This window comes from Shewanella kaireitica (assembly GCF_023284045.1).
Lineage (GTDB): Bacteria > Pseudomonadota > Gammaproteobacteria > Enterobacterales > Shewanellaceae > Shewanella > Shewanella kaireitica.
In genome coordinates this window covers 1-23,099 of the sequence record NZ_JAKIKQ010000014.1, presented here as the reverse complement: position 1 = coordinate 23,099, position 23,099 = coordinate 1, and the positions used below count along the sequence as shown (strand labels likewise).

Genomic DNA, 23,099 nt, shown 5'->3' with positions numbered 1-23,099 from the left:
GCAGCTGGTTATCTCGACGAATACCCGCTGCAAGCGCTGTGACGTTAAGTCACAAGAGCATCTTTATCCTACCTACAGGCTTTGGTTTGGCTTGGTTGTTATTGTTGCTAATGCTATTTCTTCTTGGTACAAATTATCAGAATAATTTAGTGATGGGGTTGAGCTTTCTACTGTTAAGCATATTCAATACTTGTATCCTCTATAGTTATCGAAACCTTGCAGGACTCACCTTATCCCGTGCCCAAACCACGGCTAATACTTTTGCGGGTCAAGCCTGCTATGTCCCGGTACACATTGCTTCCAAGCACAATAGCTACGAGGTAAAACTTAACTTTAGCGAACAGCCCATTGAAATAGCTAAAAAGGTTTTCGGGCCGCCGCAATCAGCGCTATTGAACATCCTTCATACCCATAGAGGGCTCTTAAAGCCAGGCAGAGTAAAAGTTGAGTCAAGGTACCCTTTAGGACTCTGCCGTGCTTGGTCTTATGTCGATCTCGATATTGAACAAGTCATTTTTGCAACACCCATTCAAAACAATATCTCGTTAGCAATAAGCTCCCAAGACAGTTCAGAAATAGAAGATACAGGTCGGCTAGTGACAGGGGTTGATGAATTTAGTGGCTTAAAAGACTACGTAAAAGGAGAGTCACTTAAGCAAGTAGCTTGGAAACAAGTCGCTCAAGGACGCGGTATGCTGACTAAAGAGTTTCAACAGCCTCAAGGTACCCCGTTATGGTTGACACTCGATACTAGCAGCGACGATCTAGAGCTAAGTCTCAGTAAACTCGCCTGGCAAACAGAACAGCTCAGCAGCAAACAGCAAATATTTGGGCTTAAATTGGGCGCAAACTCAATCGAGCCAGCTAAAGGTGAAGTTCACCGAATTGCAGTACAAACTCAGATAGCCCTATATCCAAATAACCTGCGTGAAGTTAATCATGATTAGCGATAGCCTGTCGAGTAAAGCCAAAAGGACGGCTCAGATCAGCATCTCTCGGCACACTCTCATGTGGCTGTTAATTACCAATGTGGCCATTCTATCGCCTTTATACCAACAAGTGACAGTATGGTCGCTAGCAATTTGTACTATCTGCATCATCTGGCGTGTTGGTATTTATCTTGGCAAAGTGGCTAGGCCGCCACGCTGGTTAGTTACAGCCCTCGCATTTTTTTCCGCGATGACACTTGCCATGGTCGCCAATAAAATTGGCGTACTAACTGCACTCATTAATCTGTTGATCTTAGGCTATGCACTCAAATATATTGAGATGCGCAGTCGACGAGATGTACAAGTAGTCGTGCTTGCTGGCTACTTTCTTATTGCACTGACATTTCTACAACAGCAAAGTGTATGGTCGAGCCTGCATCTATTGCTCGTAACACTAATAAACACGTGCGTTTTGATCAGCCTTTATCATGACGAAAATAATTTTAAATATGCAGTAAAGTTAGGTACAAAAATCTTACTGCAGAGTGTTCCCCTTGCCATCATACTTTTTATTGTCCTACCGAGGCTGCCACCTCTTTGGATGGTGCCACCTCAAGGCGCGGCTAAAACCGGTTTATCAAACACCGTCAGCTTCAGTAATATTACCGAGCTTACCCGCTCCTCCGAACTTGCATTTAGAGCGACATTTGTAGGCGACTATCAACCTATTAATGCCAGTTTATATTGGCGCGCCCTTGTCATGGAAGATTATGATGGTAAGCAATGGCAACAAAATGCCAGTATAACTGCTGCCGAAAATGCATTTGCCGACAAAACTTCCTCAAAGGAACCAACAAGAACTCTTACAATGCCTAGTTTGAGAATGGAGAATTTAGATAGCGACACAGCACTGAGTTATTCAGTTATAGCGGAGCCAAGCGGACAACATTGGTTGTTTGGTTTAGACAGAGCCACCAGCCAAGACAGTGGGATTAAGATGCTAGCGGATTTTCGCTTGTATGCTTCTACGCCAATTGAGCAGCAAAAACTCTACAATGTCACCTCCTTCACTAATGCGAACCTGCAAGTTGAACTCCCATTAGCACAACAACAGCTAAATCTGCGCCTTCCAGAAGGACAAAATCCTCGTACGCTGGCACTGGCTCAACAATTTGCCAAGCGCTATCCAAATGCCGAAGATAGGTTAACGGCAATGATGCGTTATTTTACTGAGCAACCCTACTTTTACACCTTGCGCCCTCCGCCTGTCGGCAAGCAACAGATTGATGATTTTCTACTGAATAACAAAGCTGGATTTTGTGTGCATTATGCTAGTGCTTTTGCATTTATGGCACGGGCAACAGGACTGCCTGCCCGTTTGGTCAGTGGCTATCAAGGGGGCGAGTATAATCAAGCTGCGGGTTACTTCAGTATTTACCAGTACATGGCGCACGCTTGGGTAGAAGTTTGGCTTGTAGATCGTGGTTGGGTGCGATTTGATCCCACCGCGATGATAGCCCCTGAGCGCATCGAGCAGGGATTCGACGCATTTTTCGATCCACAGCAAAGCTACTTAGCCGACAGTCCATTTGGCTATCTCGGCCTACAATCAAGCGAGTTTATCAAACAGTTACGCATGCAATTTGCCAGTGTCGATTACTTCTGGAGTGTTTGGGTATTAGGCTTTAATACCAATAAGCAGCAGCGAGTATTAGAGGAGGTTTTAGGAGAGGTCACCCGCACTAAATTAGCAATATTCCTCATAGTGAGTCTTGGCATTGTCGGGCTTTCCATCGCTTATAGTGCTGGTTTAATTCAGTTCCACCGTTCAAGTGACAAACACCTTAATGCTTATTATGCTGTCTGTAAGTTACTTAAAAAAGACAACTTAGCAAGGGAATATAATGAAGGACCGCAGGCATATAATCAGCGAGTCGCGCTTGCCAATCCCTCGCTTGCCACAGATTTTAATAAATTCACCGATTATTACATCGCAATACAATATCAAGTGCTGAACAAAAAGGCGCAAAAGAGACTATCTCGGTTACTTATCAAGCAATCAAGACGGCTAAAATTCATTATCATCAAACAGAAATTGGCACTTAATAAAACAAACACATAGAATGGATAATCTCGCTTGATTATAGGCTCATTTAAGTGATCTTTTATTAAAGGAACGCCATGCTATACCTAGTACAATCTAACCAGATGGAAGCATTATCGCAGATCTTAGCCACAGAGCTAACAACACCACTGCCTGATGCACCATTACTTTTACCAGAGCATATATTGGTTCAAAGCCCTGGTATGTCAACCTGGTTAAGATTAGAGATAGCAAGGCAGAACAGTATTGCCGCAGCACTTGAGTTTCCGCTTCCTTCTAGTTTTATTTGGCAGCTTTGCCATACCTTATTAGATGATGTACCCAAGGAAAATGCCTTCACTAAAGCTGCAATGACCTGGAAGCTAATGGAGCTTTTACCCTCTCTTATCGACCAAGATGATTTTGCTCCTTTAGCCAATTATTTAAATAGCGGTAACCAAGGCCATAGCACAAATGACTTACAAGGCGAGCGCCCTGAAACTGATGCGTCTGCAACGATATCGGGTTCTCATCTGCAAAGCCCGCTAAAGCTCTATCAACTCAGTGGCCAAATAGCCGATATATTTGACCAATATTTAGTTTACAGACCAGATTGGATAGCAGCATGGGAAGCAAATGAGCCGACCTTACCACCCAAGGGAGACAAATTAGCACCAGCCCAAGCATGGCAACCTATATTATGGCGAGCGCTAATTGAGTTTAACGCTAATACGTTACACAAAAGCCAGTATCACCGCGCTAACTTACACCAAGCACTTTTTGATAAACTTGATGATCCAAATACCTCTATGGCATCTCTACCAAGGCGTCTATTCGTGTTTGGGATCTCATCAATGGCACCGCAAACGCTCGATGTTTTGCATCATTTAGCTAAGCGCATTGATGTGATCATGCTAAGCCTAAGTCCCTGTCAGCATTATTGGGGAGATATCGTTGACCCTCGTCTAAGAGCCCGCATGGCTCTGCAGTATGCCAACAAACAAAAACTTGAAGTTGAGTGGGAAGACAAGCTTGAGGTCGGAAATCCATTGCTTGCAAATAACGGTAAGATGGGCCGTGAGCTGTTAGATCTAATGCTTGAATTGCCAGAAGAGCATACCGCATTTAATTTAGATTGTTACCAAGATCCCGGTATTGATTGCATGCTACACGGCGTGCAACATGACATTTTACAGCTAAGTACTCGAGGGCAAAGTTTAGGCCCCGATGGCTCGCTTTATTTAACGGTTGATGGCAGAAGAATGCTGCAACAGGATGACCACTCGATCACAATTCGCAGTTGCCATAGTCCACTGCGAGAAGTAGAAACCCTGCATGATCATCTGCTAGAGATGCTATCCAAGCAAACAGATTCTAATGATCAAACACTAGCGCCTAAAGATATCGTTATAATGATGCCCGATGTGGCCGCATACGCACCTTATATTGATGCCGTTTTTAGCGCAAAGCAGGGCAGCCATTACATTCCTTACGCAATTGCCGATCGTGGTGCAGTACAGGAATCTCCGCTGATTGCCAGTTTTTTACACTTGCTTAATATCAATCAAAGCCGGTTTGGTCTCACCGATATCATTGGTATTTTGGAAGTGCCTAGTGTGTTAAGGCGATTTGAGTTAGACGATGACTCGCTAACAATCCTTAAGCGCTGGCTAGAGCAAGCGGGTGTACGATGGGGTCGAGATGGCGCTAGCCGAGCAGAACATCAGCTACCAGCCTTTGAGCAAAATGCTTGGTCGCTGGGGATTAAACGCCTTATATTAGGCTACAGTTTTGCCGACGACTCGCCGCTTTATCAGCAAACGCTAGCAGTCAACGGTATTGAAGGACAAACCGCGCAGGCGTTAGGTAAACTACTAGATTTTATTGAAGCTTTAGACGATGTGCACGCTGCTTTAGCACAAAGTTGCAGTTTAACAGAGCGTATCGAACAGCTCGAGCTGCTACTTGCTGCTTTTTATCTAGTCGATGACGATGAACAAGTACAATTACAAGAGATCCGTGACGCGATAGTCACACTTGCTGAAGAGTTAACCGAATCGGGTCATACGACCCCCCTTCCCATCGAAGTGTTGCAAAACTGGTTTAATAGTCGTTTATCAGAATCTCGAGTCGGGCAACGTTACCTCGCGGGAAGTGTTAACTTTTGTACTTTAATGCCTATGCGCTCAATTCCGTTTAAAGTTGTCTGTTTACTCGGTATGAATGATGGGATCTATCCAAGAGTACAGCATCCAGTCGGCTTCGACTTGGTGGCTCAAATGGGTCCTCGTAAAGGCGACCGCTCTCGCCGATTAGACGATAGATACCTTTTCCTTGAAGCAATTCTTTCGGCAAGGCAGCAGTTGTATATCAGTTACATAGGTAATAGTGAACGTGATGATTCAGAGCGGATCCCATCTATGCTTGTCTCTGAGTTAGTCGAATACTGTCAGTTAGCTTACCTGCCCGCAAAACTTGCTTTAGAGGCAAAAGCTAATAGCCAAAGTGAGCAAGAAGCGGCTCTGTTTGTTGATAAAATAGAGCAAGCAATCTCAACACAGTTAATCTGTAAGCAGCCACTACAGCCATTCGATGAACGCCTTTACCAAAGTGTTCATATTACTGATAGTTTACCGCTACAACAAAGTTACAGTGCGCAGTGGTGTCCTGTGTCTAAGGCACAAACAACTATTAATATCGACGATAAAAGTAGCAATGGCTTTATTAATTTAGACACTTCACTATTAAATACAGCTCTGCCAGATAGCAACGAAATAGAGGAGATAGAACTATCAGCCCTGATTCGATTTTTCCGAAACCCTGCACAGTACTTTTTTAATAGAACCCTTAAAGTTGACTTATCTATTGATGTTCGGGCTGATGACAACGATGAACCCTTTAGTTTAAATGCTTTAGAGCGTTATAAATTACAATCAGTCTTGATAGATCACGCCATAGAAAATCAAACAGAGCGCCCTGATGACAAACTGCTTGAGCGCCTTAAAGCGCAAGGTAATATCCCACTCAAACCCTTTGATGATCTATTACTCAGCCAATATCTGCATGATATCACCCCACTGATAGGCAGAAGCTTGTACCTTAAAGGAGAGTCAAGCCAATCCGTAGAAATTGCTATTGATCTACCACCGTTTGATGATAGCAGCACACTAACAACTCAATCTATTAAACTGGTTGGTCGCATAGATGATTTAAGCGCTAAAGGACTGGTTAACTACCGCCCAGGAACCGCTAATGGTCGAGATTTAGTGCGCGTTTACTTAAGGCACCTTTGCCTTTGCGCAATGCAAGGTAGCACTGATATTACTAGGCTCAAGCAGCCAATAAATAGCTACCTACTTGATATTGGCCATTTCCATGTGTTTGCGCCGATGACTGCCGCTCAAGCAATAAAACAATTAAGCCTGTGGATAGCTTTATTTAAACAGGGACAAGTACAACCTTTAATGTTTATGCCAAGAACCGCCCTAGCCTACGTTGAAGCAGAAGGTGACCATATTCAAAAATTGCGTGAGGCGCAGCCTCAATGGTTAGACGAACAGACCCAATTAGGCGAAGGCATGGAACCACATTTCCAGCGTTTATATCAATTCCCTGAAGACTTTAGTGAACAACGATTTGGCGATACAGCGCAAACATTATTGTCACCGTTAATTAGCTTGTATTACAAAGGCAGACTTGGCGAACTAGCCACTTATGTAGAAGCTGGAGCGCAACCCTCTCCCACCTCTAAAAGTGAGGAGCACTAACATGGAACATTCGTCATTAGCGGCTTGTAACGAACCCAAACCTAGTGAGCAAATCGACGGGCCAAGTCATATCGTCACAGAACCACTTAACACGCTCACTCTGCCCTTTGGTGGAAGTCGATTGATTGAAGCGAGTGCTGGAACAGGAAAGACATACACGATTGCAGGTCTTTATGTCCGTTTGCTTCTTGGTCATGGCACTGCTCAAGCGTTAAGCTGCGAACAGATCTTAGTGGTGACATTTACCAATGCCGCAACTGGCGAACTACGCGATCGGATCCGTAAAAAAATCCAGTTAGCCTATCGCTGTTTTATCGGCTTAAAGGTCGATGACGAGCTCATTAGCCAACTCTATAACGAAACCCCCGAATGCGACAAAGCACTGGCTCGTAAGCGTCTAGATTTAGCACTCAAATCTCTTGATGAAGCAGCGATTTTTACCATTCATGGATTTTGCCAACGTATTCTAGCCGACATGGCATTTGAGTCATCGCTGCTGTTTGAGTCTGAGTTTACCCTCGACGACAGCGAATTTCTGCACCACGCAGTGCGGGATTTTTGGAGAGAAAAGTGCTATCCGCTTAGTGAAAGTCTTGCAGGAGTCATACAAAAGAAGTTTGCCAGTCCAGATGAACTGTCACGGCAACTTCGACCTTTGCTTGGCGCAAGTAGCGCTATAGCACAACCTAAACCCGCTGCATTTGATAAAGTTGCAGCCAATTTAGTACAAAGTTTAAGTCGGCTCAAATTGATTTGGCCAAGAGAGCGCGAGCAAACAGAAGAGTTGTTGCACAGCCTTCCTCTTAATGGTGCTCGTTTTGGTAAAAAAGCTGATAGTTACCCTAAGCTTGCTGCCATGTTCGATGCACTCGATAACTGGGTCGCTTTCGGCACCGCGCTACCGCCACAGAAAGTATTAGAAGCATTATCGCTTAATAGTTTGAAACTCAATAAGGGCGGCGAGATCCCAAGTCGAGAACAAGCACCGATACTGGAGCATATAGAAAGACTTACAGCGCTTATAGTCGAATTAATTCCGAGCTTTCTTTATAGCGCAAGAGACGGGATCGCCAAACGGTTCGCCGAGCAAAAGTTAGAGCGTAACCTGTTAACGCCGGATGATCTGTTATTGACGCTGGCACAAGCGTTAAAAGACTCCCAAGCTCAGTTCTTATCCAGAACAATTGCTAAGCGTTTTCCCATAGCGTTAATCGATGAATTTCAAGACACAGATCCACTGCAGTTTGATATTTTTAATCAAATCTATCAAACGAATAAACAAGAAGATGACTCTACTACCTCTTCTACAGATATAGCACAGCCAGAATCGCTAAGTTTGTTGATGATTGGCGATCCTAAACAGGCTATTTATGCTTTTCGTGGCGCCGATATTCACACTTATATCCATGCACGTGAGCAAACAGCAAAACACTATAACCTGGATACAAACTATCGCTCCAATCGACAGATGGTTGAAGCCGTCAACTGTATATTCTCACATCGGGATGATCCTTTTATCAGTGACTCGATCCCTTTTGTGCCCGTAAAAGCTGCTAGTTTCTCAGATAAGAAAATACTCAAGGAATCGATAACGGATAATAGTGCTCTTAGGCTACGGCTTCTTAGTGAAGATCCAGAGAAAGGCCTTAATAAAACAACGGCAAGACAGTTATTGGCTAGTGATGCTGCCGATGAGATAGCGCGCTTGCTCATCGATGCCGAGCAAGGCTTATCTGCTATCGGTGCAACTCAGCTAAAAGCAAAAGACATTGCAGTCTTGGTCAGAGATAGACACGAAGCTAACGTCATTAAGCAAGCGTTAGAGCAGCGTAATGTTGGCTCAGTATTTTTAAGCCGAGATAGCGTATTTGATACCGTTGATGCACGAGAGATGCTGTTAATCTTGTACGCGATGTCAGATCCAAAAGATGAGCGTGCATTGCGTAGTGCACTTGCAACCTCTTTACTGGGTTACCGTGCAGAGGAGATCCACGCCTTTAATCAGGATGAAGACAAACGTCAACTGCTACTAGAGCAATTTGCCACTTTGCAGCAACAATGGTTAAAGCGCGGCATTATGCCAGCGCTGCTTAATCTCGCAAGCCAAACAAACATCATCGAGCGCTTACTTCACACCAATGAGGGCGAACGCCGCTTAACTGACTTTAGACATTTGAGTGAACTGCTTCAGCAAAAAGCCAGTGAACTTGATGGCATGAGTGCACTTATCAATTGGTTTGAACAGGCACTAATTGGTAATCAAGCCAATGAAGAGTCCCAATTAAAACTCGCTAGTGAGCAAAACCTAGTACAGATAGTCACCATTCATAAAAGTAAGGGACTCGAGTACCCTATCTGCTTTATTCCCTTTGTCAGCCTTAGTCGAGATAATCGTAAAAAACCAGCTCCTATGCTTTACCACGAGCACAATAAGCTAGTTTGGGATATCGAACAGACAGATGAAGGATGGGATAGACAAAAACGTGAAACGTTAGCTGAAGATTTACGATTATTGTATGTTGCGCTCACAAGGCCAGTACTAAAATGCTACCTGTACATCACCAACCACAGTCGTCTGACAAAAAGTAAAGGCATGACCAGTCAATTGCACGAAACGGCTATTGGTTATTTGCTTGGTATCGAAAATAAAATATGTGAATACAGCGAACTGCACAGTAAAGCTCAGCAGTTGGCCGATAAAGCGCCTATTGCCATTAGTCTAAAAGAGTTAACACCTGCAGGTGATAACAACTTCGAACAAGTACAACGTATACTGACGGTTGCGAGCAACCCTGACAATAAATTAGCCCCCAAAACACTCATTCGTCCACAACAAACACCGTGGAGAGTAGGAAGTTACTCTGGACTGGTAAAACATCTCGCTCACGAAAAAGTACAGCCAGGTGCTGATGACGAGCAGTTCCCTGAGGTTGATGTCATTATTGATGAGCTCGACCAACAGCCGTCACGTTTTACCTTCGAGCGCGGTGCAAATGCGGGTAGCTTTATGCACTTGGTACTTGAACTCATTGATTTTACCAATGCCAGCCCCGGTTTAGATGAACATCTACCCAACGCGATGAAAAAATATGGCATTGACGAGAGCTGGACTTCGCTGCTTAAAGATTGGTATCTGGATCTACTGTATGCACCACTGGCAACTGACAACACATTGTCACTCGCCCAATTATCCGATAACCAGAAGTTGGTAGAGATGGAGTTTTACCTGCCAATTAGTAAGCTAAATGCAAATAAACTCAATCAACTGCTTATCGATTTTGGTTATAGCGCTGGGCTTTTATTTGATGATCTACAAGGAATGCTCAAGGGTTTTATCGACTTAACCTTTGAACATAACCAGCAGTATTTTATTGCCGATTACAAATCTAACCATTTAGGCGATAACCTCGATTTATATAACTACCAATCAATGAAGACCGCCATTAGCAGCCATCGATACGATCTGCAGTACATCATCTACACCTTAGCCTTACATCGATATTTAAGCCTTAGAATGACCGACTACGATTACGACCAACACATTGGCGGCAGTTTTTATCTGTTTTTACGTGGTATGTCAGTAAGCGCGCCTCAGGCGGGGGTGTATTACGATAAGCCGCCAAAAGCATTAATAGAAAAGCTCGATCTATTGTTCGGCAATATACCAACAACTTCATCAATTGAGGCTAACTAATGTTAACAACTTCAGCTTCATTGGATATTTTACTTAAAGAGTGGCAAAACGACCGTTTATTAACACCGCTTGATAGACATTTTGCACTACAGATGGCGCAGCTTCATCAGCAGCAATCTCCGCTGTTTATTTTGATCTGTACTTTGCTCAGTCAGCATCTTTCGAGCCAGCACTCCTGCCTGCCCCTTGAACAAATAGACTTTGGCAACCCACTCAAAGAGCAAAAAAGCCAATGTCAGATTAATATGACAGTTGATGAGCTTACAACTGAATTACTTAATTTTGATGCCGTCAGCACACCTGATAGCGCCATATTAGCACCATTGATCTTAGACAAGGGTAACCTGTATTTACAGCGATATTACCATTATGAGTGTGAAGTGGCTGCACACCTGATCCGTTTGGCACAATCGCCAATGCTCAAACAATCTTCATCAGATCTGTTAGATGACGCGAAGATATTACTCGATCAGCTATTTACTTCAAATGAACAGCAGTATGACTGGCAGAAGATATCAACAGCAACAGCGTTAACCAAACGCTTAGCGGTTATCACTGGAGGACCAGGCACTGGTAAAACGACCACAGTCACTAAGCTTTTGTATCTGCTGACTTCACAGCAAGAACTGACTATTCGCTTGGTGGCTCCGACGGGGAAAGCGGCAGCGCGTTTAAGTGAATCAATCAAAGCATCTAAGCAGCGGCTTGCCAGCGAGCTACTGCATCTTCCAGAAGACACGCTTAAATCGACTATGGCGCAGATCCCAGAAGAGGCCGCCACTTTGCATCGACTACTTGGTGTTATCCCTAACTCCCACCAATTTAGGCACCATAAAGATAACCCTTTACGACTGGATCTGTTAATTATCGATGAAGCATCTATGGTTGATTTGCCAATGATGCACAAATTATTATCTGCCCTGCCCGCACAGGCAAGCCTTATCCTCCTAGGAGATCAAGACCAACTGGCCTCGGTAGAAGCAGGTGCAGTCCTTGCAGATATCTGCAGTGGTTTAAGAGTAAATTTAGCTGATGGGACAAATGGATGGCAGATGCGCTATTCAAAACAACAGGCGAAATTGTTAAGCCAACTAACCCATGATCCGCTAGATAACTTTATCAGTGATGACCCACAGATTGGGGATAGCCTATGTATGCTAATGCACAGTCACCGCTTTATTGGCGATGCTGGTATTGGTCAATTGGCCGAAGCGGTAAACCAAGCTAACCTTGAAAGGATTGCTCAGGTGTGGCAAACGGGCTATAAAGAGCTGCTTTGGTTAGAGCATAGCAATACTAACAGTAGCAGCAATCACTCAAACCTCGGCCTAGAAGCTATGTTAGCGCAGTCTGTTGACAAATATGGCGCTTATCTTGAATTGATGAATAATAAAGCTGTGTCTGCCATTGATATTATCGATAGCTTCAATCAATACCGTATATTGTGCGCCATGCGCGCCGGCGAATATGGCGTAGAGGGGATCAACCAAAGTGTCAGCCAGAGCCTTGCAACCGCAGCTCTTATTAATCCCGAGCAAGAATTCTATGCTGGTCGCCCGGTAATCATTCAGAGCAATGACTATAACCTTGGCCTTTTTAACGGTGACATAGGGCTAATTTTGCCAGATGAGAGCAGTGATTCAAGGCGACTAATGGCGCACTTTATTCAAGCCGATGGTGGACTGCTAAAAGTACTACCAGCACGCTTGCCAAGCCATGAAACTTGCTATGCGATGACTGTTCATAAGAGCCAAGGAAGTGAATTTAGTCACGTCTCGTTAGTCATGCCGATTAGGCCAAGCCTTGCCCAACAGCAGCTTTTATCAAAAGAGTTGGTTTATACCGCAATTACTCGCGCTAAACATCATTTTACTTGTCTGGGCAGTCAGCGAATATTTGAGCAAGCAAGCTCGCGTTTAACTCAGCGCTCTTCAGGCCTATCTGAACGTCTTTGGAGCAAAATAGCTGACACTGACGAGTAAACAGATGATAAAAGCAGCTACTGGCTTTAAAATCAACTTGAACAGTTGCATTACTAAGTGATTGCGCCATAGTTGAGCCTTGCAAAATTTTAACCAGTTACAAGTGGGGATTAGATGAGTACAACGAATATTTTATTACTTTGCGGTGGTGGTGGAGACGAACATGCAATATCCCTTTTATCAGCAAACTATTTTGAAACTTCGCTAGCGACTCTTCCTCAATTTAATGTGCTACGCGTCGAATTAGATGTAAATGGTCATTATCGAACCGCGGCTGGCGAAAATTGCGAGCTAACTAGCCGCAGACAGATCCGCTTTGACGGCGATAATAGAGCTCCCTGGGAAGTCGATTTTGCCATTCCTTGTATTCACGGTTTTCCTGGTGAAACTGGCGATATCCAATCTTACTTTGAACTGATCAATCTACCCTACTTCGGCTGCAAAGCGGAGGCTAGCCGGAATTGTTTTAATAAAATTACCGCAAAAATGTGGTTTAGCGCGCTCAACATCCCCAATACTCCCTATCTGTTTCTCAATGAGATGAGTAACGTTTCAATAGAACAAGCAACTAACGCACTTGAAAATTGGGGCAGTATTTTTGTTAAGGCAGCGTCTCAAGGGTCATCAGTTGGCTGTTATCGCATCGATAATCAAGAAGATGTAGCATCGACATTAGCACAAGCCTTTACTTTTTCAGATTATGTCATTGTCGAGAAAACCATTAGTGCTAGAGAGCTAGAAGTTGCTGTCTACGAGATTGACGATGAAATTGTCGCAACCGTTCCTGGTGAAGTGATCTGTTCCAGTAATAACTTTTATACTTTCGACGAAAAATACGCAGCTAATAGCCAAGCACAAACTCAGGTCGTGGCTGATATTTCAAAAGAGGTCAGCGACTTGATCCGCCAATATGCAATCAATGCTTTTAAAGGAATGAAGTTACGGCATTTATCACGTATCGATTTCTTTTTAACTGATGATGGCGAAGTACTGCTCAATGAGATCAATACCTTTCCAGGACTCACACCTATCTCTATGTTCCCTAAAATGTTACAAAACCATGGCCATAGCTTCCCGAACTATTTGTTAAGCAACATTAAAAGCTCGGATTAACTAAATTAGCTAAGAGACAAGCAGCAAAAGCGACAGCTCTGAGTCTGTTGAGGTTTTCATTTTAGTGCTACTTGCCAATGCTTCAGTAAAGAATCCAGAACAAAAAAGCCTGACTTAATTTAAGTCAGGCTTTTTAATCTATCACTATGGCAAATTACTTATCAGCGGTTTTAGACAAAATCCAAACCGAAGCGACTGCTACAACAGTAAAACCTGCAAGTATAATCACGGGCATGGCGGTATAGCCAAGGACATGCCATATAACACTCTCTAATGTACTCATAATGGCTCCTTATTGCCAGCCTTCAACTTTGTGCATATCTGGTAGATTATGGGCAATACCTTTATGACAATCTACACAGGTGTTTTCACCATTCGCAAGTGCTGTAGAATGCTGCCTAACACTACGCGGACTCTGCTCAGAGAAATCCATAAACTCAAAGTTATGACAGTTACGACACTCTAAAGAGTCGTTCTTCTTCATTCTTGCCCACTCCCTTTCAGCTAAATGAGCACGACGCTCTTTAAACTTTTCAGGTGTATTAATGGTTTGAGTCACAAAATATGCAAAAAGCTCTTTTGAAGCCTGAACTTTACGCACGATTTTATCCGTCCAAGCATGAGGTACGTGACAATCTGAACAGATAGCACGAACACCCGATCGGTTTGCATAATGAATCGTTTCTTGAATTTCAGCCACAATAGGTGCATGGCATCCAGAACAAAACTCTTCAGTGTTAGTCGCTTCCATGCCGGTGTTAAATGCACCCCAGAACATGAGTCCGCCAGCGAACCCCATAAATAGCACAATACCTACAGCAGCCTTACTAGGGCTTTTTAATATGCCCCAGAAGCCTTTTAAGGCGTTAATAATCCATTTCATATTATTACCTGCCTTTATTGTTATTGCAGTGACTTAACACGTTCAAACGAGTTACCTACTAACGGTTTTGCATCTGCTTGTGTTACGTGGCACTGCAAGCAAAAGTAGCGTCTTGGAGATACATCAGCCAATACTTCGTCATTTCGATTTATGAAGTGTGTCACACTGATTTTAGTTGCTCCCATCTGCTTCGCTTTTGTCCAGCTATGACATGACAAACACTTGTTAGCATTCAATGAGACTTCATAGTGTCGAATGTGATGTGGGATCAATGGAGGCTGAAACACATAACTGCTTTCAATATCCACCTGATCGCGAGGCACTTTCTTCATAGGGTCTGCAGGTCTTGTGGTTTCTAGCTCAGTGTCGCCGCGTAGCGATTCAACACCACCAATACCTCTGTCCAGCCCCGTTGCTGGTTCCTCACTGAAAGTAAAACCACTGATAAGAGTTAAGGTAATACTCAATGTTAATAAAATTGATTTTTTCATCGTAACCCTGCCTTATACTATTTTCGTGATTTTAACAGGACACTTTTTATAGTCTGTCTGTTTTGATAGTGGATCAGTTGCATCTAAAATTAGTTTATTAATCAAGATACGAGCATCGAAAAATGGCACGAATACCAAGCCTTTTGGTGGACGGTTACGCCCGCGAGTCTCAACACGCACACGAATATCACCACGTTTATTACTCATTAGCACTTCATCACCACGACGAACACCATGAGCTTTAGCATCGTCTGGATGCATGTAACAAAGCCCATCAGGAACTGCCTTGTAAAGTTCAGGTACACGACGTGTCATGGTGCCTGTATGCCAATGTTCTAATACTCGGCCGGTACATAACCACAGGTTGTACTCTTCATCAGGCGACTCTGGTGGCGCTTCATATGGCGCAGAAATAATCCATGCTTTACCATCTGGCTTACCATAGAACTCAAAGCCCTTACCTTTACCTACATAAGGATCTGATCCTTCTTTAAAGCGCCATTTTGTCTCTTTACCATCAACAACTGGCCAGCGTAATCCACGCTCTTTATGGTAGCGATCATAGGGTGCTAAATCATGACCATGACCACGACCGAAGCTCGCATACTCTTCAAATAGGCCTTTTTGTACGTAGTAACCTTGGTCTTTAGCATCATCATTTAGCTCTTGTGCTTCTGATAAAGGAAACTTATTGACTTGGCCGTTCTCAAATAGTACTTCACACATATTTTTACCACGTACTTCTGGCATCTGTGCGATTAGCTCTTCACTCCACACCTCTTCAATTTTGAAGCGCTTTGCGAATTCCATAATTTGCCATAGATCTGATTTAGCCTCACCAGGTGCTTTAACCTGCTGATACCAAACTTGAGTGCGGCGTTCAGCATTACCATAAGCGCCCTCTTTCTCTACCCACATCGCTGTAGGCAAGATTAAGTCGGCAGCTTGTGCTGTTGCGGTTGGGTACGGATCTGAACAGACGATAAAGTTTTCCGGATTGCGGTAGCCCGGTAAACGCTCTTGATTGATGTTAGGACCGGCCTGCATGTTGTTATTACACATGGTCCAATAAGCATTCAGCACACCATCATTAAGCTTGCGATCTTGCAATACCGCATGGAAGCCTGGTTTTGGTGGAATAGTACCTTCAGGTATTTTCCACAAATGCTCAGCATGCTTACGGTGCTCAGGATTAGCAACTACCATGTCTGCAGGTAAACGGTGTGAGAATGTTCCTACTTCACGCGCAGTACCACACGCAGATGGTTGACCTGTTAGCGAGAACGGGCCATTACCAGGAGTCGATATTTTACCCACTAGCAAGTGGATATTATAAACAAGCGAGTTCATCCATACGCCGCGAGTATGTTGGTTCATACCCATAGTCCATAGAGACATAACCTTTATCTTAGGATCAGCGAATTGCTTAGCAAGCGTAACCAGTTGCTCTTCATTTAGACCGGTCATTTCTACTGCTTTTTCAAGCGTATATGGCGCTACCGACTTTTTATACTCTTCAAAATCAATAGAGTACATCTTACCGACATTTGGATTAGCCGCTGCTTGCTGCAGAGGATGCTCATCCCTTAAACCATAACCAATATCTGTAGTTGCCTGCTTGAAATGGGTATGCTTACTGACAAAATCCCAATTGACAGCATCATTTTCAATAATGTAATTAGCAATAAAGTTTGCAATTACTAGGTCGGTTTGTGGCTTAAAAATGTAGCCTTTATCAGCGAGCTCGAAAGAACGGTGATAGTAAGTAGACAGCACGTTTACTTTAACATGTGGAAAGCTCAAGCGACGATCGGTGATGCGACTCCATAAAATTGGGTGCATCTCTGCCATATTAGAACCCCAAAGCACAAATGCATCAGCTTCTTCGAAGTCATCATAACAGCCCATTGGTTCATCGATACCAAAGCTTCGCATAAAGCCACCAACAGCAGAAGCCATACAGTGGCGAGCATTCGGGTCGATGTTGTTAGAGCGGAAACCCGCTTTCATCATCTTAGAAGCGGCATAACCTTCCATGACTGTCCATTGTCCAGAACCAAACATACCTACGCTAGTCGGGCCTTTCGCTTTCAATGCCGTTTTCCACTTATCAGCCATGATATCAAATGCTTGATCCCAGCTTACAGGGGCAAAATCACCATCTTTATCAAACTTGCCATTTGTTTGGCGTAGTAACGGCTGAGTTAAGCGGTCATCGCCATACATGATTTTGGAAAGAAAATACCCCTTAATACAGTTAAGGCCCTTATTGACGGGTGCTTCAGGGTCACCTTGGGTCGCAACAACTTTACCTTCTTGCGTTCCAACAAGTACCGAGCAACCAGTACCACAGAAACGACAAGGGGCTTTATCCCAATGAATTTTTGACTCATCACTTAATGCGATTAAGTTCGTTGCTGTGGCTGGAAGAGTAACACCAGCAAGTGCTGCAGCAGACGCTGCTGCATTTGCTTTGATAAACTCACGTCTAGACATTTTCATACTTGTTCCTCGCTAACACACTCTTTTTTATAAGGGGGTAAATTGGTGGATTCAGCACTTTCAATCGGTTCATTATCGATTTGGTGATACACCATGGTTGCACCAAGCACACCAGGCATATCACTTATTTTCCCAATAATGTCGCTAATAAAACCTTCAGTTTGTGTTTCTAACACTACGACGATTTTTCCGACTTCGCTGACACCATAAATCTCGGCTTCTTTAAACTCTAAAATGAGTTCTTGAGTTTGGCTTAAGTGCTCTGGACTAACTTGAACCAACAAGCTAGAAATATGAGCCTCAGGTAACGACATGGTTGCGTTCCTTATCTATCTGAGTAATAAAGCTGAAAGGATATTTTGTGGGTAAACTAATCATGTCTCCCCTCATCCACTACAGTCGTGTTTTGTTATTGTTATTGTTGATTTGTACAGTGCTCCAGTAGAAAGTCTGAATGTCGAAAACCGACTAACACTCTCACTAGGGCTATATTTTATGGCTGGGAAATTGACAAAAGCGTCAGATACCCACTTTTCATATCCTGTTGTCATCACTAAAAGCATCAACTCTAAATTACGTTTTATACTCACTAAGTACGATTCTAACAGTGCCTATTTTTGCTGAATCCACATGAGGTTCAGAGCCAATATCAACATATAGTTAACTTGGCGCAGAGAGTAACAGTTGTCTATCTAACTGTTATATACCTACTTTTGGTAAAGCCTGCCCTAGGTTGATCTAGATCATCTTTTTTATGCAATATTTAACTTGATCACGTATTTAAGCCGGTTTATTCGATGAAAAAATGACCTAACAAGTCAAGCGCTTAGTTAAGTAATGACTTAACAGGTCATTCAATAATGGCTGTTTATTTTGGGGTTTACAAACTTTTATAACACAATGGCAACAAAATTTTTAAAGGAAGGCAAAGAAATGGTATTAGTAGGGATTGTGCAAAATGATAAACCCTACTGCCCGTATCAAACGTTTAGGCAGTAGAGCTGTGTTTAAATTATCTTGGTAATTGGTTTAAGGTTTAGCTTTGTAATTGATTTAGAATTCGTTTCTCAGAAATCGGATAAGCAGTCCCCAGCACTTGTGCAAAGCAAGAGACTCTATACTCCTCAATCATCCATCGAGCCTCTGTTAACACATCAGGAATAGGCATAGATTTAGGCAGCTTTGCCAGCTGGCCTTTTAACACTTCTTGAACTTTGTTAATACTATGCATATGCAAACGATCACGGTTAGGATCAACGGGCAGCTTATCTAAACGATTTTCGATACCTTTTAAGTAACGAATAATATCGCTAAGTCGATTCCAACCGCACTGCTCTACGAAGCCTTTGAATACTAATTGATCAAGTTGGCTTTGAATATCACTCATAGCAAAGGCAATATCTAAGCTTATCTTACCTTTTAAACGCTTCTTTATACGATTGTAAATAGTGAGCACTTCTTCGACTTTGAGTGCAATTTTTTCCGCTGTAGGGTTAAGCTCTTGTCTCACCCACTCTCTGGCTTCATTAAACTGCTGTTCAGCGCGAATATCGATCCCTTTCTCATCAATAAGCTGCTGTACAGCAGCCGATAAGATATCATCAATCAGCACTTGTACTTGCCCAAATGGGTTAAAGTACATAGCCAGTTTAGCTTTATTAGGCAGTGATTTTTGTAAATGCTTTACCGGCGAAGGAATATTGATGAGCAGCAACCTCTGCAGACCGATTCGATGCTGTTTTTCCGCCTCAAACTCGTCATCAAATAATTTGATCGAAACACTGGTTTTATCATCCACCAGCGCGGGAAAGGCTTTAACTTCAAAATTACCTTTCTTTTGTTCAAATCGTTTTGGTAGGTCACCGAAGGTCCATTTTTCAATCCCTTTTTGCTCAATACCAGAATCAGCAACTTCTCGAATGGCTTGTACAACTTGACCTTGCATACTCGACTTTAATGGTTCAAGAATGCGTCCTTGGGTCAGTAACTTCCCTTTATCACCTTCAACTTTAAAATTAACAAGCAGATGCTGTGCTAGTTGTGATTCATCAAAATCTTCAGCTGAAATCCGCACACCACTCATTCTAAGAAGCTGTTTACACATCGCTTCTATCAGGGGTAATTCAAAGGGTGTGATCGCTTGTAAACAGGCTTTTGCATAATCTGGTGCAGGGACAAAATTTCTACGTAGCGCTTTGGGCAGAGACTTTATCAAAGCAATACACTTTTCCTCGCGAAGCCCTGGGACTATCCAATCAAAATCAATATCATCGACTTGATTGATCAATGCAACAGGAATATGAACCGACACTCCATCATCCGCGGCTGATGGTTCAAAGTGGTAACTGATCTTAAGTTTTAAATTACCTTTATGCCACTTTTCAGGAAAGTCCAACGCTGACACATGGTCACTACTGCGCTGCATTAACGCTTCACGTTCAAAATCAAGTAAATCAGGATTTTTTTGTTTAGCTTTTTTCCACCATTTTATAAACGTCGGTGCGTTATAAATATCTGCGGGTATTTTAGGTTCATAGAAATGAAACAATGCTTGCTCGTCGACTAAAATATCCCGTCGGCGAGACTTATGTTCAAGTGATTCGATATCGAGTAATAACTTCTGGTTATTGATGAAAAACGCTTCATTAGTTCTAAGTTCGCCTTCAGCTAACGCTGAACGAATAAAGATGTCTCGTGCTTCTACGGGTTCAATCGGCCCATATTGCACCTTGCGTCGATTTACGATCTGCAAGCCATACAGCACTTGATTTTCTAATGCGACCACCGAGCCCTGCTTTGACTCAAAATGTGGTTCTACATAGTTCTTCTTCACCAAATGTGCCGCAAGCGGCTCAATCCATTCTGGTTGGATCTTAGCGCAGCAGCGTGCAAATAAACGTGATGTTTCAGTGAGCTCTGCCGCCATTAACCATTTGGGGCCTTTCTTAGCTAGAGGCGAACCTGGAAACACATAAAACTTGCGATTACGGGCACCAAGGTACTCTTTGTCTTTATCTTTAAAACCAATATGGCTTAACAAACCTGTTAATAAAGACTTATGTAACAGCTCATAATTTAATTCAGCATTCGTGTCGTTAAGCTTCCACTTTAGCTCATGGGTAGCTTGCCTCAGCTGGGCATAGAGATCTTGCCATTCGCGTACTCTAAGATAAGCTAAAAATTCAGCCTTACACTGCTTTCTAAACTGATTGCTCGATAGTTCCTTTTGGCTCTGTTTTAAGAAATCCCAAAGATTTAAATATGAGACAAAATCAGAGTCTTTATCGCTAAAACGGTTGTGAGCTTGATCGGCAGCTTGCTTCTTATCCATTGGCCGTTCACGCGGATCTTGGATAGACAGCGCAGAGGTTATCACTAGCGCTTCATGCAAGCAGCCATTTTGCTGTGCCTGTATGACCATCCTTGCCAGGCGTGGATCAACAGGGATATGCGCAAGCTGCTTTCCTAGTGCAGTTAAATTTAATTGCCCCTTTTTCTGGCTGACTGCTTGGAGTTCTTCAAGCAACATAAAGCCATCTCGGATATAACGTGCGTCAGGTGGCTGAATAAACGGGAAGCCTTCGATATCACCTAAGCCAATAGCCAGCATTTTCAAAATTACCGACGCAAGGTTTGTTCGTAAAATCTCCGGATCAGTAAACTCTGGGCGAGAAGTAAAATCATCTTCGCTATATAGTCTTATACAGATCCCAGGTGCGACGCGTCCACAACGGCCTTGACGCTGATTAGCACTTGCTTGTGAAATAGGTTCAATCGGTAACCGCTGTACTTTGGTGCGATAGCTGTAACGACTAATTCTCGCTGTTCCTGGGTCTATCACATAGCGAATACCCGGCACTGTTAAAGAAGTCTCCGCCACGTTTGTTGCCAATACGATACGCCTACCGACATGACTCTTAAATACTTTTGACTGCTCACCATAAGAGAGTCTTGCATATAAGGGGAGAATTTCCGTGTCTCGATACTGCCTTCGATTCAGTTGCTCTGCTACATCGCGAATTTCTCGTTCGCCATTCATAAATATAAGAATGTCGCCAAGGCCTTCGTTGATCAGCTCATCTGTTGCGGCAAAAATGCCATCCACCAGATCTAAATCTTCATCGCTGTCTTTAACTAACGGACGATAACGAGTCTCTACTGGATAAGTACGGCCAGAAACCTCAATCACTGGCGCGCCATTAAAATGTTGTGAGAAACGCTCAACATCAATAGTAGCCGAGGTGATAATCACTTTAAGATCAGGGCGCTTTTTTAAAACATTTTTCAAATAACCCAATATAAAATCAATGTTAAGACTACGCTCGTGCGCTTCATCAATAATGATGGTGTCATACTGGTTTAAGAACTTATCTGAGGTTAGTTCTGCCAATAAAATACCGTCAGTCATTAATTTGATATAGGACTCTGGCTTTATAGCATCAGCAAAACGTACTTTAAAACCAACCGCCTCCCCAAGAGGCGTATTCATCTCTTCAGCAATACGCGTCGCAACACTGCGGGCAGCAAGTCTACGAGGCTGTGTATGACCTATTAGGCCACGAGTGCCTAAGCCCAATTCAAGACAAATTTTAGGTAACTGCGTGGTTTTACCTGAACCAGTTTCACCGGCAATAATAACAACCTGATTCCCTGCGATAGCCGTCGCTATTTCATCTCGTTTTTGCGATACAGGTAGATTTTCAGGAAAGGTTACCTTTGGACGATTTGCTAAACGCAGCTCAACTTTCTTACGAGACGCTAGTGCCAACTGCTCAAGAGAATCTAACGTTGCACTTTTTTTCTCAGATTCCGGCTCTTTGCGAAGCCTAAAAAGACGACGCCTTATTTTAGCGGCATCGGCTTCATAACAGTGTTTTAAAAATGCGTTAGATAAATGGTGCTGTTGCGAACTCAAGTGCAAATTCCATAGCCAAAATCAAAGAGGCCGATCCTAACAAGGAACGCACTTCAGTGGTATAGCAGATATAAAATATCTTTAATTTTAAGCGGGCGTTAAATAACATTGCTGCATATAAGTATTAATGGCGGCAAGCACATTAGTTCGGTTAATCGTGCCGACGACTTTGCCGTCATCAACCACAGGATAAACCTTAGGTTTTGGGCCTAACATCTGCTCGGCTAAAGCAAGTACACTGGTATTGGGCTGTACAGATAATACATCGGTGCGCATGCAATCCTTAACGATTGCGGTTAAATCACAGTGATAACTGCTTTTTAGCATCACGGCTAAACAATCTTGCTGTGACAAAAAGCCAACAAGATGACCGTCATTATCAACAACTGGAGCCCCTAATTTTTTGTTCTTCAGTAAGTTTTCAACTGCGGTCGCTAAAGACATTGTCGGTGTTAACATTACCGGTTGGCGATCCATATGCTCTTTTACGTGTATTGAATCCATAACATTCCCCTAATAATTTACCTCAATTTCAGTTTAGCTAATATTTAACGATTGGGGAGTAGATTAAAACGATAGGCTTAAACGAGTGAGTCGAACCAGGCAATCTAATACCAATTGCATTAAGCATTTGGCCAGTTCAGAGCCCCTCAGTCTTTTCAATTCAAAGCGCATTGGTAAAGAAATGGTTGTTCCCTTTTAAGCCAATGCAAAGCAGAAGTGGAAAGACTGAGGAACTC

The 23,099-nt window shown here is 43.1% G+C and carries 13 protein-coding genes; 6 read left to right on the top strand and 7 right to left on the bottom strand.

Features of this window, described 5'->3' with window-relative positions:
- The first annotated feature begins 38 nt into the window (after positions 1–38).
- From L2730_RS15815 to L2730_RS15790, 6 genes are all read left to right on the top strand, one after another.
- Complete coding sequence (locus L2730_RS15815) at positions 39–947, top strand: DUF58 domain-containing protein (protein ID WP_248975473.1); 909 nt, start codon at positions 39–41, stop codon at positions 945–947.
- A 61-nt stretch (positions 948–1,008) separates the two neighbouring features.
- Positions 1,009–3,051, top strand: coding sequence for a transglutaminase TgpA family protein (locus L2730_RS15810; protein ID WP_248975472.1), 2,043 nt, complete (start codon positions 1,009–1,011; stop codon positions 3,049–3,051).
- Between the two features lie 59 nt (positions 3,052–3,110).
- On the top strand, positions 3,111–6,779 hold the full coding sequence (gene recC / locus L2730_RS15805; protein WP_248975471.1) for an exodeoxyribonuclease V subunit gamma: 3,669 nt from the start codon (positions 3,111–3,113) through the stop codon (positions 6,777–6,779).
- Position 6,780: 1 nt separating this feature from the next.
- Positions 6,781–10,473, top strand: coding sequence for an exodeoxyribonuclease V subunit beta (gene recB / locus L2730_RS15800; RefSeq protein WP_248975470.1), 3,693 nt, complete (start codon positions 6,781–6,783; stop codon positions 10,471–10,473).
- The gene (gene recD / locus L2730_RS15795) at positions 10,473–12,455 is read left to right on the top strand and encodes an exodeoxyribonuclease V subunit alpha (RefSeq protein ID WP_248975469.1); all 1,983 of its coding nucleotides are present in this window, start codon (positions 10,473–10,475) and stop codon (positions 12,453–12,455) included. The genes recB and recD overlap by 1 nt, the downstream gene beginning before the upstream one ends.
- A gap of 114 nt (positions 12,456–12,569) precedes the next feature.
- Positions 12,570–13,568, top strand: coding sequence for a D-alanine--D-alanine ligase (locus L2730_RS15790; protein ID WP_248975468.1), 999 nt, complete (start codon positions 12,570–12,572; stop codon positions 13,566–13,568).
- A gap of 154 nt (positions 13,569–13,722) precedes the next feature.
- Here the strand turns inward: L2730_RS15790 and L2730_RS15785 are convergent, their stop codons facing one another.
- The 7 genes from L2730_RS15785 to L2730_RS15755 all read right to left on the bottom strand — a co-directional run bounded on the left by L2730_RS15785 (position 13,723) and on the right by L2730_RS15755 (position 22,863).
- Positions 13,723–13,851 carry a TIGR02808 family protein gene (locus L2730_RS15785; protein WP_248975467.1) on the bottom strand — a complete coding sequence of 43 codons (129 nt, stop codon included), beginning with the start codon at positions 13,849–13,851 and terminating at the stop codon, positions 13,723–13,725.
- A gap of 9 nt (positions 13,852–13,860) precedes the next feature.
- Positions 13,861–14,451, bottom strand: coding sequence for a NapC/NirT family cytochrome c (locus L2730_RS15780; RefSeq protein WP_220739228.1), 591 nt, complete (start codon positions 14,449–14,451; stop codon positions 13,861–13,863).
- Positions 14,452–14,471: 20 nt separating this feature from the next.
- The gene (locus tag L2730_RS15775; RefSeq protein ID WP_248975466.1) at positions 14,472–14,942 is read right to left on the bottom strand and encodes a nitrate reductase cytochrome c-type subunit; all 471 of its coding nucleotides are present in this window, start codon (positions 14,940–14,942) and stop codon (positions 14,472–14,474) included.
- A gap of 12 nt (positions 14,943–14,954) precedes the next feature.
- A complete protein-coding gene (napA, locus tag L2730_RS15770) occupies positions 14,955–17,444 on the bottom strand; it encodes a nitrate reductase catalytic subunit NapA (RefSeq protein WP_248975465.1) in 2,490 nt (829 codons plus the stop codon).
- Positions 17,441–17,758, bottom strand: a complete 318-nt coding sequence (locus L2730_RS15765) for a chaperone NapD (protein ID WP_248975464.1) — start codon at positions 17,756–17,758, stop codon at positions 17,441–17,443. Before L2730_RS15765 ends, napA begins: the two co-directional genes overlap by 4 nt.
- A 722-nt stretch (positions 17,759–18,480) precedes the next feature.
- The gene (hrpA, locus tag L2730_RS15760; protein ID WP_428848463.1) at positions 18,481–22,359 is read right to left on the bottom strand and encodes an ATP-dependent RNA helicase HrpA; all 3,879 of its coding nucleotides are present in this window, start codon (positions 22,357–22,359) and stop codon (positions 18,481–18,483) included.
- An 87-nt stretch (positions 22,360–22,446) separates the two neighbouring features.
- Positions 22,447–22,863, bottom strand: coding sequence for a CBS domain-containing protein (locus L2730_RS15755; protein WP_248975462.1), 417 nt, complete (start codon positions 22,861–22,863; stop codon positions 22,447–22,449).
- Between the last annotated feature and the right edge of the window lie 236 nt (positions 22,864–23,099).